This is a genomic window from Rufibacter roseolus, from assembly GCF_017916365.1.
Taxonomy (GTDB): Bacteria; Bacteroidota; Bacteroidia; order Cytophagales; family Hymenobacteraceae; genus Nibribacter; species Nibribacter roseolus.
Window position 1 is genome coordinate 1,076,827 of sequence record NZ_JAFMSU010000003.1, and the last position, 13,981, is coordinate 1,090,807.

Sequence of the window (13,981 nt, forward strand, 5' to 3'; positions counted from 1 at the left end):
GTTAGATTAAATTTCCAGTTTTTTTGGAATAACGTTGAAGCTTACCGTCGTTGTTCAGCTTCTTACCGGTTCTAGTGGCAACATTTGTAGCAGGCTCTACTAACTGCACATTGCTGGCATGAATAGGAGCTTCTAATTTTACAATACCACCGTTAGGGTTTTTAGCGCTTGGCTTTTGGTGCTTAGAAACCAGGTTCAAACCTTCTACTACCACTTTCTGCTTATCAGTAAGCACAGAAGTAACAGTTCCTGTTTTGCCTTTATCATCACCAGCGATCACTTTTACAGTGTCGCCTTTCTTCACATGAAGTTTATGCTTTGACATCTTGTTTTCTCTTCTCGTATTTAAATTACTTCAGGAGCCAAAGAAACAATTTTCATAAACTGTCTTTCACGTAACTCACGGGCAACTGGCCCAAAGATACGAGTACCACGTGGCTCATCGTTGTTGTTCAATAACACCGCGGCGTTATCATCAAAACGAATATAAGAACCGTCTTTACGACGAACTTCTTTCTTGGTGCGAACAATCACAGCTTTGTGAACAGTTCCCTTTTTTACGTTTCCTGAGGAAAGAGCAGATTTTACGGTAACAACAATTTTATCACCAACAGAGGCGTATTTTTTTCCTGTTCCACCCAATACACGGATGACCAGAACCTCTTTTGCTCCGCTGTTATCAGCAACAGTAAGTCTCGATTCTTGTTGTATCATTTTATTTAGCTCTTTCTACGATTTCAACTAAGCGCCAATTTTTATTTTTGCTCAATGGTCTTGTTTCCATGATGCGTACAGTATCACCGATACCGCACTCATTGTTCTCATCATGGGCCATGAACTTCTTGGACTTGGAAACAAATTTCCCGTAAATGGGGTGTTTCACTTTGCTTTCCACAATAACAGTGATGGACTTGTCCATCTTGTTACTTACCACGCGTCCAGTTTTTTCTTTTCTTAGATTTCTCGTCTCCATGGTTTTCTATCTTAGCCATTGAGCTCCAGAGAGCGCAGTTGCGTCTCCAGCCTGGCGATGGTTTTTCTAGTAAGCTTAATTCTTGATGGGTTCTCAAGCGGAGAGATAGCATGAGCAAACTGCAAGTTCACCAGGTTGTTTCTCTCTGTTGTAAGTTGCTCTTTCACTTCATTGAGTGAAAGAGCTTTGATTTCAGATTGCTTCATGACTATTTCTCAACGTAATCTCTACGTACTACAAATTTAGTTCTCACTGGTAGCTTTTGAGCAGCCAGTCGTAAAGACTCTTGAGCTACTTCTAGCGACACTCCATCAGATTCAAACATGATGGTACCTGGTTTAACCACGGCTACCCAGTATTCCGGAGATCCTTTACCCTTACCCATCCGTACCTCTGCAGGCTTTTTGGTGATAGGCTTGTCAGGGAAAATTCGAATCCATACTTGGCCTTCCCGTTTCATTGCACGTGTCATAGCGATACGAGCGGCTTCAATTTGACGGGCAGTGATCCAAGAGGCTTCTAATGATTTGATGGCGAAAGAACCAAAGGAAATTGTGCTTCCTCTGTGCGCAAGACCGGTTACCCGGCCTTTCTGCATCTTTCTATATTTGGTCCGTTTTGGCTGTAACATTTCTTAAATTCCTAAAAATTGAACAACTACTTGCGTTTTGGTCTGTTATCACCACCACGCTTTTGGTTGGCATCTGCAGGACGCTTGTTGCGGTTGTTGTCTCTGCGATCACCGCGGTCATTGCCTCTCTCGCCTCTTTCGTTGCGAGGACCGGCAGATTGACCACCACTTTGTTGACCAGCGTTAGGAGATAAGTCACGCTTACCGAACACTTCTCCTTTGAAGATCCACACTTTGATACCCAGTTTACCGTACACGGTCTGAGCTTCTGATAAGGCATAGTCAATATCAGCACGCAAGGTATGCAAAGGAGTACGCCCTTCTTTGTAGTGCTCAGTACGGGCCATCTCGGCACCACCTAAACGACCAGATACTTGGATTTTGATACCTTCAGCACCTACTCTGATGGCAGAAGCAATTGCTTGTTTCATAGCTCTTCTAAAAGAGATACGCGCCTGCAATTGTTGGGCAACTGATTCACCTACCAGTTTAGCATCCAGTTCAGGACGCTTAATTTCAAAGATGTTGATCTGAACATCTTTGCTGGTGATTTTCTTCAGCTCTTCTTTGATTTTATCAACCTCTTGGCCACCTTTTCCAATCACCACGCCTGGACGGGCAGTGTTGATAGTGATGGTAATTCTCTTAAGGGTTCTTTCGATGATGATTTTAGAAATACCTCCTTTTGGAATACGGGCAAGGATGTATTTACGGATCTTCTCGTCTTCGATCAGTTTATCAGCGAAATCCTTTCCTCCGAACCAATTAGAGTCCCAGCCTTTAACAATACCTAGTCTTAGGCCTACTGGATTAACTTTTTGTCCCATTTTAACTATTTGGCTTCGTTAGAGGTAGATGTTTCAACTGTCTCCACTTCCACTTTAGAATCAATCACAAGTGTCACGTGGTTAGATCTTTTTCTGATTCTGTGGCCACGACCCTGAGGAGCAGGACGCAGACGCTTCAGCATCTTTCCTTCATCTACTCTAATCTCTTTAATATATAGATTAGCATCTTCAATGCGGGCATCTTCGTTAGCTGCTTGCCAGTTAGATAAGGCAGACAAAAGAAGTTTCTCCAGTTTAGGAGCGCCGGAATTAGCAGTGAATTTGAGTAAACCTAATGCTTGGGTAACTCTTTTACCACGGATTAAGTTCGCAACCAATCTCATCTTACGCGGTGAGCTTGGTACATTGTTTAATTTAGCTACCGCTTCCATTATCTTTTACCTTTATCTTTCTTAGCAATATGGCCTCTGAAGTTTCTGGTAGGGGCAAATTCACCTAATTTGTGACCCACCATATTCTCAGTTACATACACTGGGATGAACTTATTTCCGTTGTGTACCGCAAACGTATGGCCTACGAAATCTGGAGAGATCATGGAACGGCGTGACCAGGTCTTGATCACCGCTTTCTTTCCAGACTCATCCATTGTCTGCACTTTTCTATCGAGCCTGTAGTCAATATAAGGCCCTTTTTTTAATGATCTTGCCATTACTTATTTCTTCCTTCTATTAACAATCAGGTTCTCGGAGAATTTATTTTTGTTTCTGGTCTTCTTACCTTTTGCGTACAGACCTTTACGTGATCTTGGGTGACCACCTGATGACTTACCTTCACCACCGCCCATTGGGTGATCTACAGGGTTCATGGCAACACCTCTCACTCTTGGTCTGATACCCATCCATCTGCTACGTCCGGCTTTACCAAGCTTCACGTTCATGTGGTCAGCGTTAGATACGGTACCTACTGTAGCCATACAGTTAACCAGTACCATTCTCATTTCACCGGAAGGTAATTTCAAGGTAGCGTAACGGCCTTCACGGGCTACAAGCTGTGCGTAAGAACCTGCACTTCTTGCCAGAACCGCTCCCTGACCAGGAGCTAACTCAATGTTATGAACAATGGTACCTAGTGGAATATCAGAAAGCGGTAACGCGTTACCTACTTCTGGAGCCACACCAGGACCTGATACTACAGTAGAATCAACAGCCAAGCCTGCAGGAGCAATGATATAAGCTTTCTCACCATCCGCGTAGTACAGCAAGGCAATGCGGGCTGTTCTGTTTGGATCGTACTCAATAGCTTTTACCGTTGCAGGAACCCCATATTTGGTTCTTTTGAAGTCGATGATACGGAATTTCTTTTTGTGACCGCCGCCAATGTAGCGCATGGTCATCTTTCCGTCATCGTTGCGTCCACCAGATTTTTTCTTGGATGCCAACAAAGATTTCTCCGGCTCGCTCTTCGTGATTTCAGTGAAGGCAGGCGCTACTCTAAATCTTTGACCTGGTGTTGTCGGTCTTAGTTTTCTTAATGCCATTCTATTATTTGCTTATATTCCGCTATAGAAATCGATTACTTCCCCTGCTTTCAAAGTAACAATCGCCTTCTTAGAGGATGCTGTGCGGCCTGTAACAACACCAGACTTGGTGTTGCGAGACTTCAATTTGCCTTGGGTTCTCATAGTAGAAATCTTCTCTACTGTTACACCGTAACGTGACTGGATCGCTTTCTTGATCTCAATCTTATTTGCTTTTCTATCAACCTCAAAAGCATATTTACCTACTTCGTTCAAAGCGGTAAGCTTCTCAGTCAATAATGGTCTTTTCAGGATACTCATTATTTCGATGTGTAAATTTCTTCAAAAACAGAAAGAGATTCCTCTAAACAAACTACTTTGTCTGCGTTCAACAAGTCATAAGTTGTCAAAGCACCTGGAGTAGCCACCTTTACCTTAGGCAGGTTTCTGCTAGACAGAACCACGTTGGTATCAACATCTTTCGTAACGATCAATGTCTTTCTAGTGCCCACGTTCAAGCCTTGCAGTATGGCTGCGAAGCTCTTTGTTTTTGGAGTATCAATGGTGATGTTATCAACTAACACCAGACGCTCATCTTTAGCCAAAGTTGAAAGTGCTGACAATCTTGCCAGAGACTTCAACTTCTTGTTCAATTTGAAGCTATAGTTTCTTGGTCTTGGACCAAATACACGACCACCACCAACAAAAACTGGGGCTTTCAAAGAACCAGCTCTGGCTCCGCCTGTACCTTTTTGACGTTTGATCTTTTTGGTAGAACCGGCAACCTCATTGCGCTCTTTCGCTTTGTGGGTACCTTGGCGCTGGTTAGCTAAGTATTGCTTAACATCCAGATACATGGCGTGTTCGTTAGGCTCAACCCCGAACACAGACTCAGGAAGGGTTACTTTCCTTCCGGTATCTTCGCCTTTACTATTGAAAACTGATAGCTCCATCTTATTTCTCAACTACAATAAATGAATTTTTAGCGCCTGGGATAGAACCGCTAACTACAAGTACATTTTGCTCAGGCAGGACACGTAACACGCGCAGGTTTTGAACCTTCACGCGGTCGCCACCCATTCTACCAGCCATGCGCATTCCTTTGAATACTCTTGATGGCCATGAGCAGGCTCCAATTGAACCAGGGTGTCTTGCTCTGTTGTGCTGACCGTGGGTCTGCCCGCCAACACCACTGAAGTTGTAGCGTTTCACTACCCCTTGGAAACCTTTACCTTTTGAAGTTCCAACTACATCAACGAATTCGTTCTCTTCGAAAAGGTTTACATCTACTGTATCTCCCAGGGAGAAAGAGGCAACATCGTCTAATCTAAACTCTACTAATTTCTTCTTAGCAGTGGTGTTAGCTTTTGCGAAGTGTCCGGCAAGCGCCTTGCTTACTCTTTTTACCTTCTTCTCTCCGTACCCAAGCTGAACAGCGGTATAGCCGTCTGTTTCCTGCGTCTTAACCTGAGTTACTACGCATGGTCCTGCTTGAATCAAAGTACAGGCCACGCTCTTCCCTTCAGGAGTGAAGAGGCTTGTCATTCCGATTTTCTTACCGATAATTCCAGGCATTCTACTTTTTTATTTAAACAATTAAAATTAACATCCCGTAATAGGGTCTATTTTCGGGAGTGCAAAGTTCTATATTTAATTTTTATTTTACAAGCTATCCTAAATTATTTGTTTTCAGATACTAAGGTATTTTCACCTCTGTACTTACCCTTAGGTCACTCATAAGTAGGTCGTTAACTTTCCTGCATAGGAAATGATTCCAACCTCTTGGCTGTTTTCAGGCTTATTTTGCGAAATCTGGTCTAAAACACCTTTCTTCACTCCTTCTCACTCCATATCAAATGGAGGTATTTCCAGGCCAACCTATTTTCAGGTCATTTTCACCAAAACAGCACTAAAACAGATTTCCTGTTGCGGCACAAAAAAAGGGAGAGGTTACCCTCTCCCTTTTATATTGAGTGTTGCTTATCAAACTTTGATTTCAACATCAACGCCACTTGGTAATTCAAGTTTCATCAATGCGTCTACCGTTTTAGAAGAAGTAGAGTAGATGTCTACTAATCTCTTATAGGTGCAAAGTTGGAATTGCTCTCTTGCTTTCTTGTTCACGTGTGGTGAACGAAGTACAGTGAAGATATCTTTTTCGGTAGGCAAAGGAATAGGACCACTCACGATCGCACCAGTTGCTTTTACCGCTTTCACGATTTTCTCTGATGATTTATCAACCAGATTGTGATCGTAAGATTTCAGTTTGATTCTGATCTTTTGATTCATTCTATTTCAACTATTTCGAAGTCCCTTTAATTTTTGCCACGATGCCATCTGCCAAGTTCTGCGGTACTTGCTCATAGTGCGAGAAAGTAAGAGAAGCAGTTGCTCTACCTGAGGTGATGGTACGCAAGTCTGTTACGTAACCAAACAGTTCTGATAAAGGAACATCGGCTTTCACTACGGTAGAAGTACCTTTGGTATCCATACCTTTCATGATACCTCTTCTTCTGTTCAAGTCACCAGTAACCGGACCAGTGTACTCATCTGGAGTAACTACGTCAACGGCCATGATTGGCTCAAGAAGTTTAGGGGCACATTGCTTTCCAGCTTCTTTGAAACCTGCACGGGCGGCAAGTTCAAAAGACAATGCATCAGAGTCAACGTCGTGGAAAGAACCGTGGAACAAACGCACTTTCATTGAATCTACAGGGAAGCCGGCCAGGATACCGTTCTTCATTGCTTCTTCAAATCCTTTCTGCACTGGCGGGATGAATTCTCTTGGAATCACACCACCAACAATTGCGTTCTCAAACTCAAGGCCTGTCTTACCATCTTCGCGAGGACCCATGGTGAACACGATGTCTGCGAATTTACCACGACCACCAGACTGCTTTTTGTACACTTCTCTGTGTTCAACGCTCTTGGTGATGGTTTCTTTGTAAGCCACCTGAGGAGCACCTTGGTTCAACTCAACCTTGAACTCACGTTTCATGCGGTCGATGATGATCTCCAGGTGAAGCTCACCCATACCTCTTAAGATCGTCTGACCAGTTTCCTCGTCAGTGTTTACTTGCAGGGTAGGATCCTCTTCAATAAGTTTGGCAATAGCCATACCCATTTTGTCAGAGTCAGCCTGGGTTTTAGGCTCAATGGCGTATCCGATTACCGGCTCTGGGAAGTCCATTGATTCCAGCACGATTTTCGCGTTCTGGTCGCAAAGGGTATCCCCGGTTTTGATATCTTTAAAGCCTACTACCGCTCCGATGTCACCAGCAGCAAGTCTTTCGATTTGGTTCTGCTTGTTGGCGTGCATCTGGAAGATACGGGAAATACGCTCTTTGTTGTTTGAACGGGTGTTGTACACGTAAGAACCAGACTCCAGTACACCTGAATAAGCTCTCACGAAGCACAGACGTCCTACGTAAGGGTCAGTAGCGATTTTGAAAGCCAGACCAGCGAATGGATCGCTTTCACTTGGCTTACGCACTACCTCTTCTCCTGTATCTGGGTTAGTACCTACAATGCTTTCTTTATCCAGAGGTGAAGGGCAAAGCGCCATCACGTAGTCAAGCATGGTTTGTACACCTTTGTTTTTGAAAGAAGAACCGCAAAGCATCGGCACGATGGCCATGTCAATAGTTGCTTTACGCAACGCGGTCATAATTTCATCTTCGGTGATGGTCTCAGGATCATCGAAGTATTTTTCCATCAGAGACTCATCGTAATCTGCTACTGCTTCCAGTAACTTCTCACGGTACTCAGTGGCTTCCTCCAGCATATCGTCTGGAATAGGAACTTCTCTAAAGGTCATCCCTTTGTCGTGCTCATTCCACTCAATACCTCTGAAGTTCACCAGGTCAACCACACCTTTGAAGTCATCTTCAGCCCCGATTGGTAACTGAAGCGCTACGGCGTTGCTGCCCAGCATTTCTTTCACTTGCTTACAAACAGCAAGGAAGTCAGCGCCTGAACGGTCCATTTTGTTAACGAAACCGATACGGGCTACTTTGTAGTTATCTGCAAGCCTCCAGTTAGTCTCAGACTGTGGCTCAACACCATCAACTGCGCTAAACAAGAAAACCAGACCATCCAATACACGCAGGGAACGGTTCACCTCTACGGTGAAGTCAACGTGACCTGGAGTATCAATGATGTTGATGTGGTATTTGTCACCTCTGTAGTCCCAGTTTACAGTAGTAGCAGCAGAAGTAATGGTGATACCTCTTTCCTGCTCCTGCTCCATCCAGTCCATGGTGGCAGCTCCATCGTGTACCTCTCCTATTTTGTGGGAAACCCCAGCATAGTAAAGGATACGCTCTGTAGTTGTGGTCTTACCGGCATCAATGTGCGCGGCAATACCTATGTTTCTGGTAAATTTTAAGTCTCTAGCCATTCTTAGAATCTGAAATGCGAGAATGCCTTGTTAGCTTCCGCCATTCTGTGAGTATCATCTTTCTTCTTCACAGCAGCACCTTCTCCTTTGGCGGCGGCGATAATCTCACCTGCCAATTTATCCATCATGGTCTTCTCACCTCTCTTGCGAGCGTAAGAGATCATCCATTTGATACCAAGAGAAATCTTTCTATCCGGACGTACCTCAGTTGGTACCTGGAAAGTAGCACCACCTACACGGCGGGATTTTACCTCTACACCTGGCATGATGTTGTTCAATGCTTTTTTCCAGGTCTCAAGACCGTTCTCTTTAGTTCTTCTTTCAACTAAATCGCAAGCATCGTAAAAAATCTTGTATGCCACACTCTTCTTACCGTCTACCATCAGGTAGTTTACAAAACGGGTAACCAGAGTTTCTTTGTATTTTGGATCAGGAAGAAGAATTCTCTTCTTTGGTTTCGCTTTTCTCATTGTCTTAACTCAATTATTTTTTCTTACCGCCTTTTCCTGCAGCAGCTGCTGGCTGACCTGGTTTAGGACGTTTTGCTCCGTACTTAGAACGGGACTGTAGACGACCGTTTACACCAGCAGTGTCCAACGCACCACGGATAATGTGGTATCTTACACCTGGTAAGTCTTTCACACGACCACCTCTGATCAGCACAATAGAGTGCTCCTGGAGGTTGTGACCTTCACCCGGGATATAGGCATTGACTTCTTTGCCGTTTGTCAAACGCACACGGGCCACTTTTCTCATCGCTGAGTTTGGCTTCTTAGGTGTGGTTGTGTAAACGCGTGTGCACACGCCACGTCTTTGTGGGCATGAGTCAAGAGCTGGAGACTTAGACTTTGATGTTAGCGCTTCTCTTCCCTTTCTTACTAATTGTTGTATAGTAGGCATTTACTAACTTTTTAAACTGATTTCTCTCTTCAAAAAATGGTTTGCAAAGGTATAAAATTCGCTTTGCAAATTCAAAGTTTTAATTCATTAATTATTAACCGCTTAGGCTTCGCCAATAGTTCCCCCAAAATTGAGCGGAAAGCTTGGGGCTTCCGGCGTCTGCTTAATAGCCCCAAAACTTTGCTCATACTTTAGGATGTTTTCCTCCAAAGCAGCCAAGAAACGCTTGGCATGCTCTGGAGTAATCACCACTCTTGACTTTACTTTTGCCTTCGGGATCCCGGGCATCAGACGGATAAAATCAATCACGAATTCACTGTGGGAGTGCGCGATCATGGCCAGATTTGCATACTCGCCCTCTGCGATCTCCTCCGTCAACTCAATGTTGATCTGTCCTTGTTGTTCTGCAGCAGCCATTTTATTTCTCTTGCAGTTCGCCTTGCTTTGCTTTCACTCCAGATTGTCTGCTTGCCGTAAGAGCTTCGTACTCTTCCTTGGAGCCAACAATGATTTTTGAGTATTCGCGCAAGCCGGTACCCGCAGGGATCAGGTGACCAACGATTACGTTCTCTTTCAAGCCCAGTAATTCGTCTGCCTTTCCTTTGATGGCTGCCTCGCTCAGCACCTTGGTAGTCTCCTGGAAGGAAGCCGCCGAGATAAAGCTTTGCGTACCCAGTGAAGCCTGCGTGATCCCTTGCAAGGTTGGTCTAGACACCGCTGGCTGTGCGTCGCGCACAGTCACCAGACGCAGGTCTCTACGCTTCAGGCTAGAGTTCTCATCGCGCAGACGACGCGCCGTCACAATCATACCTGGTTTCATGGCGGTTGAGTCACCTGCATCCTCCACTACTTTCATGTCAATGATCATGTCGTTCTCTTCCATGAACGTTACTTTGTCAACCGTTTGGTTCTCCAGGAAGCTGGTATCACCTGGGTCAATCACGTTCACTTTCTGCATCATCTGACGAACCACTACTTCAATGTGCTTGTCATTGATCTTCACCCCTTGCAGACGGTATACCTCCTGGATTTCGTTCACCAGGTATTCCTGCACTGCGCCAGGTCCCTGGATGTTCAGGATATCGTTTGGTGTGATAGCACCGTCTGACAACGGAACACCTGCACGCACAAAGTCATTGTCCTGTACCAGGATGTGCTTGGAAAGAGGTACCATGTACTTCTTCTTCACACCGTCTTTAGACTCAATGTAGATCTCACGGTTACCGCGTTTCACGCCACCGTAGGTTACCACACCGTCAATCTCACTCACTACCGCTGGGTTAGACGGGTTACGAGCCTCGAAGAGCTCTGTAACGCGTGGCAGACCACCCGTGATGTCGCGGGTTTTACCAATAGCGCGTGGGATCTTGGAGATAATCTGACCAGCCTTGATCTGCTGTCCGTCTTCTACCGTTAAGTGGGCCCCTACCGGAATGTTGTAGGTTTTAGGCTCACCGTTGGCCGGCATGATGACAATAGCAGGGTTCTTGGTCTTATCCTTGGTCTCGATAATCACTTTCTCACGGTGACCGGTCTGCTCGTCAGACTCCTCTCGGAAGGTGATACCCTCCACAATGGACTCGTACACGATGTTACCGTCAAACTCAGAAAGGATAACCGCGTTGTATGGATCCCAGTTACACAGCTCGTCGCCTTTGGCCACGGTGTCTCCCTCGTTCACCAACAGGAATGAACCGTAAGGCACGTGGTTACTGATAAGCAGTTTGCCAGTGGTTGGCTCTACTACCTTCACCTCACCTGAACGACCCATTACAACTTTCACCGGTTCGCCTTCTGCATTGGTGGTTTCAATTGTCCGAACATCTTCGAACTCAATCACCCCGTTAAATTTAGCACGGATAGCTGCATCAACCGCAATGTTAGACGCTGTACCACCTACGTGGAAGGTACGAAGTGTCAACTGAGTACCTGGCTCACCGATAGACTGTGCCGCGATAACCCCAACCGCTTCACCTTTCTGCACCATGCGGCCAGTTGAAAGGTTACGGCCGTAGCATTTGGCACAGATACCGCGCTTGGTCTCGCAAGTCAACACAGAACGGATCTCCACGCTTTCAATAGCCGAGTTCTCAATGATTCTAGCTACTTCTTCGGTGATCTCGTTTCCAGACTCGTGGATCAGTTCTCCAGTGATCGGATCAATGATGTCATGTACGTTTACACGACCCAGGATACGCTCAGACAGAGACTCCACAATGTCTTCGTTGTCTTTCAGGGCACTTACTTCCAGACCGCGCAGAGTACCGCAGTCGGTTTCATTCACGATCACGTCCTGAGAAACGTCTACCAGACGACGGGTCAGGTAACCCGCATCCGCCGTTTTCAAGGCCGTATCCGCAAGACCTTTACGGGCACCGTGGGTAGAGATGAAGTACTCAATTACATCCAGACCTTCTTTGAAGTTGGAAAGAATTGGGTTTTCAATGATCTCCCCTACTGAGCCTTGCAATGATTTCTGCGGCTTAGCCATCAGACCCCGCATACCACCTAACTGACGGATCTGCTCACGGGAACCACGGGCTCCTGAGTGCATCATCATGAAGATGGAGTTAAACCCTTGGTCGTCTTTCTCAAGACGGTTCATCAGGGTCTCGGTGATCTGGTTGTTAATACGTGTCCAGATATCAATTACCTGGTTGTAACGCTCGTTATCGGTGATCAGACCCATAGAGTAGTTCGCCCAAACAGCGTCTACGTCTTTCTTGGCCTGCTCTACCAAGATATCTTTCTCTTTCGGGATCACGATGTCACCCAAGCCCATGGACAGACCGCCTTTGTAGGCAGACTGGAAGCCCAGGGTTTTGATGTCATCCAGGAACTGAGCAGTTCTCGCCATACCGGTTACTTTGAACACGCGGGAGATGATCTGCTGCAATTTCTTCTTTGAAAGAAGTTCGTCTACGTACCCAACTTCTTCTGGCACGAACTGATTGAACAATACCCTTCCGGCTACGGTCTCAATCAATTTAGTCTCCAGTTCGTTGTTGTCATTTAAGACTTTCACACGCACTTTGATGAAAGCGTGCTTAGACAAGCGGCCTTCGTTGATGGCGATGATTACTTCCTCAGCTGAGTAGAAAGACATACCCTCACCTTGAATTTTCTCATTCTCAGTAGAGCGCTTACCTTTGGTCACGTAATATAAGCCTAACACCATGTCCTGAGAAGGTACTGCAATTGGCGCACCGTTAGCAGGGTTCAGGATGTTATGCGAAGCCAACATCAACATTGAGGCTTCCAGGATTGCGGCCGGTCCTAGTGGAACGTGTACCGCCATCTGGTCACCGTCAAAGTCGGCGTTGAATGCTGTGGTTACTAATGGGTGCAACTGAATCGCTTTTCCTTCGATCAGTTTAGGCTGGAAAGCCTGGATACCTAATCTGTGGAGCGTAGGAGCACGGTTCAACAGAACTGGGTGCCCTTTCAGCACGTTTTCCAGAATATCCCATACAACCGGGTCTTTTCTATCCACGATTTTCTTCGCAGATTTCACCGTCTTCACAATACCGCGCTCAATAAGCTTACGGATGATGAACGGTTTGAAAAGCTCAGCGGCCATGTTCTTAGGAAGACCGCACTCGTGCAGTTTCAGCTCTGGACCAACCACGATTACGGAACGGCCAGAGTAGTCAACACGCTTACCAAGCAAGTTCTGACGGAAACGTCCTTGCTTACCTTTCAGCATGTCAGAAAGTGATTTCAGGGCACGGTTACCTTCTGCTCTTACAGCGTTCACTTTACGTGAGTTGTCGAACAGGGAGTCAACGGCTTCTTGAAGCATACGCTTCTCATTCCGCAGGATCACCTCTGGTGCTTTGATCTCGATCAGACGCTTCAGACGGTTGTTACGGATGATAACGCGACGGTATAAGTCATTCAAGTCAGACGTAGCGAAACGGCCACCATCCAACGGAACCAATGGACGCAATTCTGGTGGAATCACAGGCACCATGCGGATTACCATCCACTCAGGCTTGTTCTCGATTCTGGTTGCGGCATCACGGAAAGCCTCTACTACGCGCAGACGCTTCAACGCTTCTGCTTTCCGCTGCTGAGAAGTCTCGTGGGCAGCAGAGTAACGCAGGTCATAAGAAAGGTCATCCAGGTTGATGCGCTCCAATAACATCTGAAGGGCTTCAGCTCCCATTTTCGCGATGAACTTGTTTGGATCATGGTTGTCCAACATCTGGTTCTCGCGTGGCAGCTTGTCAATCATGTCCAGGTACTCATCCTCGGTCAGGAAGTCCAGCATGTTCACGCCGTCCTCGCCCAGGATACCTGGCTGGATAACTACGTACCGCTCATAATAGATGATCTGGTCAAGTTTCTTGGTTGGTAAGCCCAGCAGATAACCAATTTTGTTTGGCAGAGACTTGAAGTACCAGATGTGTGCTACCGGTACAACCAGTTCAATATGGCCCATGCGCTCACGACGCACTTTTTTCTCGGTTACTTCTACACCGCAACGGTCACAGATAATACCTTTGTAACGGATTCTCTTGTATTTACCGCAGTGGCACTCCCAGTCCTTCACTGGCCCGAAGATCCGCTCGCAGAACAAACCGCCCATCTCTGGCTTGTAGGTTCTGTAGTTGATGGTTTCAGGCTTAGTCACCTCTCCGTTTGATCTCTCCAGGATTGATTCTGGAGAAGCCAAAGAGATAGTAACTTTAGAGAAGTCTTGGATTAATTTTTTATTTCTTGCTAACGCCATGTTATGTGTTGCTAGATATGTAAATTTCCTTTTTACTAA

At 45.8% G+C, this 13,981-nt stretch carries 18 protein-coding genes; all 18 read right to left on the minus strand.

The annotated features are described in order from the left end of the window. Position 1: 1 nt before the first annotated feature. The 18 genes from rplX to rpoC all read right to left on the minus strand — a co-directional run bounded on the left by rplX (position 2) and on the right by rpoC (position 13,942). Positions 2 to 325, minus strand: coding sequence for a 50S ribosomal protein L24 (rplX, locus tag J3P35_RS20295; RefSeq protein ID WP_210466561.1), 324 nt, complete (start codon positions 323 to 325; stop codon positions 2 to 4). 20 nt (positions 326 to 345) lie between these two features. Beyond that, positions 346 to 714, minus strand: coding sequence for a 50S ribosomal protein L14 (rplN, locus tag J3P35_RS20300; protein WP_062543988.1), 369 nt, complete (start codon positions 712 to 714; stop codon positions 346 to 348). 1 nt (position 715) lies between these two features. Continuing rightward, positions 716 to 973: a 30S ribosomal protein S17 gene (gene rpsQ / locus J3P35_RS20305; protein WP_210466562.1), complete on the minus strand. Its 258-nt coding sequence runs from the start codon at positions 971 to 973 to the stop codon at positions 716 to 718. An 11-nt stretch (positions 974 to 984) separates the two neighbouring features. Then, a complete protein-coding gene (gene rpmC, locus J3P35_RS20310) occupies positions 985 to 1,179 on the minus strand; it encodes a 50S ribosomal protein L29 (protein ID WP_062543986.1) in 195 nt (64 codons plus the stop codon). Positions 1,180 to 1,181: 2 nt separating this feature from the next. Beyond that, positions 1,182 to 1,604 (minus strand): 50S ribosomal protein L16, encoded by a 423-nt coding sequence (gene rplP, locus J3P35_RS20315; RefSeq protein WP_062543985.1) that lies wholly within the window; start codon positions 1,602 to 1,604, stop codon positions 1,182 to 1,184. A gap of 26 nt (positions 1,605 to 1,630) precedes the next feature. Then, the gene (gene rpsC, locus J3P35_RS20320; RefSeq protein WP_149092185.1) at positions 1,631 to 2,431 is read right to left on the minus strand and encodes a 30S ribosomal protein S3; all 801 of its coding nucleotides are present in this window, start codon (positions 2,429 to 2,431) and stop codon (positions 1,631 to 1,633) included. Between the two features lie 5 nt (positions 2,432 to 2,436). Beyond that, positions 2,437 to 2,823 (minus strand): 50S ribosomal protein L22, encoded by a 387-nt coding sequence (gene rplV / locus J3P35_RS20325; RefSeq protein ID WP_149092184.1) that lies wholly within the window; start codon positions 2,821 to 2,823, stop codon positions 2,437 to 2,439. Beyond that, positions 2,823 to 3,101, minus strand: coding sequence for a 30S ribosomal protein S19 (rpsS, locus tag J3P35_RS20330; RefSeq protein ID WP_048919303.1), 279 nt, complete (start codon positions 3,099 to 3,101; stop codon positions 2,823 to 2,825). Before rpsS ends, rplV begins: the two co-directional genes overlap by 1 nt. A 3-nt stretch (positions 3,102 to 3,104) precedes the next feature. Then, complete coding sequence (gene rplB, locus J3P35_RS20335; RefSeq protein WP_210466563.1) at positions 3,105 to 3,929, minus strand: 50S ribosomal protein L2; 825 nt, start codon at positions 3,927 to 3,929, stop codon at positions 3,105 to 3,107. 12 nt (positions 3,930 to 3,941) lie between these two features. Beyond that, on the minus strand, positions 3,942 to 4,229 hold the full coding sequence (gene rplW, locus J3P35_RS20340) for a 50S ribosomal protein L23 (protein ID WP_210466564.1): 288 nt from the start codon (positions 4,227 to 4,229) through the stop codon (positions 3,942 to 3,944). After that, entirely contained in the window at positions 4,229 to 4,861 is a 633-nt protein-coding gene (gene rplD / locus J3P35_RS20345) for a 50S ribosomal protein L4 (RefSeq protein ID WP_210466565.1), read from the minus strand. The genes rplW and rplD overlap by 1 nt, the downstream gene beginning before the upstream one ends. Position 4,862: 1 nt before the next feature. Beyond that, a complete protein-coding gene (gene rplC / locus J3P35_RS20350) occupies positions 4,863 to 5,483 on the minus strand; it encodes a 50S ribosomal protein L3 (protein ID WP_210466566.1) in 621 nt (206 codons plus the stop codon). Positions 5,484 to 5,891: 408 nt separating this feature from the next. Further along, entirely contained in the window at positions 5,892 to 6,197 is a 306-nt protein-coding gene (gene rpsJ, locus J3P35_RS20355) for a 30S ribosomal protein S10 (RefSeq protein WP_048919298.1), read from the minus strand. Between the two features lie 10 nt (positions 6,198 to 6,207). After that, on the minus strand, positions 6,208 to 8,307 hold the full coding sequence (gene fusA, locus J3P35_RS20360; protein ID WP_210466567.1) for an elongation factor G: 2,100 nt from the start codon (positions 8,305 to 8,307) through the stop codon (positions 6,208 to 6,210). A 2-nt stretch (positions 8,308 to 8,309) separates the two neighbouring features. After that, entirely contained in the window at positions 8,310 to 8,777 is a 468-nt protein-coding gene (gene rpsG / locus J3P35_RS20365; protein WP_210466568.1) for a 30S ribosomal protein S7, read from the minus strand. 13 nt (positions 8,778 to 8,790) lie between these two features. After that, positions 8,791 to 9,207, minus strand: a complete 417-nt coding sequence (rpsL, locus tag J3P35_RS20370) for a 30S ribosomal protein S12 (protein ID WP_048919295.1) — start codon at positions 9,205 to 9,207, stop codon at positions 8,791 to 8,793. A gap of 102 nt (positions 9,208 to 9,309) precedes the next feature. After that, positions 9,310 to 9,624, minus strand: a complete 315-nt coding sequence (locus J3P35_RS20375; RefSeq protein ID WP_149092178.1) for a DUF3467 domain-containing protein — start codon at positions 9,622 to 9,624, stop codon at positions 9,310 to 9,312. A 1-nt stretch (position 9,625) separates the two neighbouring features. Beyond that, positions 9,626 to 13,942, minus strand: a complete 4,317-nt coding sequence (gene rpoC, locus J3P35_RS20380; RefSeq protein ID WP_210466569.1) for a DNA-directed RNA polymerase subunit beta' — start codon at positions 13,940 to 13,942, stop codon at positions 9,626 to 9,628. Positions 13,943 to 13,981 lie beyond the last annotated feature (39 nt).

Coding starts and splice junctions, on each gene's coding strand:
- rpsG (WP_210466568.1), bottom strand. CDS start 8,777: ATGAGAAAAGCGAAACCAAAGAAGAGAATTCTTCTTCCTGATCCAAAA.
- rpsJ (WP_048919298.1), bottom strand. CDS start 6,197: ATGAATCAAAAGATCAGAATCAAACTGAAATCTTACGATCACAATCTG.
- rplN (WP_062543988.1), bottom strand. CDS start 714: ATGATACAACAAGAATCGAGACTTACTGTTGCTGATAACAGCGGAGCA.
- J3P35_RS20375 (WP_149092178.1), bottom strand. CDS start 9,624: ATGGCTGCTGCAGAACAACAAGGACAGATCAACATTGAGTTGACGGAG.
- rpsC (WP_149092185.1), bottom strand. CDS start 2,431: ATGGGACAAAAAGTTAATCCAGTAGGCCTAAGACTAGGTATTGTTAAA.
- rpmC (WP_062543986.1), bottom strand. CDS start 1,179: ATGAAGCAATCTGAAATCAAAGCTCTTTCACTCAATGAAGTGAAAGAG.
- rpsQ (WP_210466562.1), bottom strand. CDS start 973: ATGGAGACGAGAAATCTAAGAAAAGAAAAAACTGGACGCGTGGTAAGT.
- rplX (WP_210466561.1), bottom strand. CDS start 325: ATGTCAAAGCATAAACTTCATGTGAAGAAAGGCGACACTGTAAAAGTG.
- rplB (WP_210466563.1), bottom strand. CDS start 3,929: ATGGCATTAAGAAAACTAAGACCGACAACACCAGGTCAAAGATTTAGA.
- fusA (WP_210466567.1), bottom strand. CDS start 8,307: ATGGCTAGAGACTTAAAATTTACCAGAAACATAGGTATTGCCGCGCAC.
- rpsS (WP_048919303.1), bottom strand. CDS start 3,101: ATGGCAAGATCATTAAAAAAAGGGCCTTATATTGACTACAGGCTCGAT.
- rplC (WP_210466566.1), bottom strand. CDS start 5,483: ATGCCTGGAATTATCGGTAAGAAAATCGGAATGACAAGCCTCTTCACT.
- rplW (WP_210466564.1), bottom strand. CDS start 4,229: ATGAGTATCCTGAAAAGACCATTATTGACTGAGAAGCTTACCGCTTTG.
- rpsL (WP_048919295.1), bottom strand. CDS start 9,207: ATGCCTACTATACAACAATTAGTAAGAAAGGGAAGAGAAGCGCTAACA.
- rplV (WP_149092184.1), bottom strand. CDS start 2,823: ATGGAAGCGGTAGCTAAATTAAACAATGTACCAAGCTCACCGCGTAAG.
- rplP (WP_062543985.1), bottom strand. CDS start 1,604: ATGTTACAGCCAAAACGGACCAAATATAGAAAGATGCAGAAAGGCCGG.
- rplD (WP_210466565.1), bottom strand. CDS start 4,861: ATGGAGCTATCAGTTTTCAATAGTAAAGGCGAAGATACCGGAAGGAAA.
- rpoC (WP_210466569.1), bottom strand. CDS start 13,942: ATGGCGTTAGCAAGAAATAAAAAATTAATCCAAGACTTCTCTAAAGTT.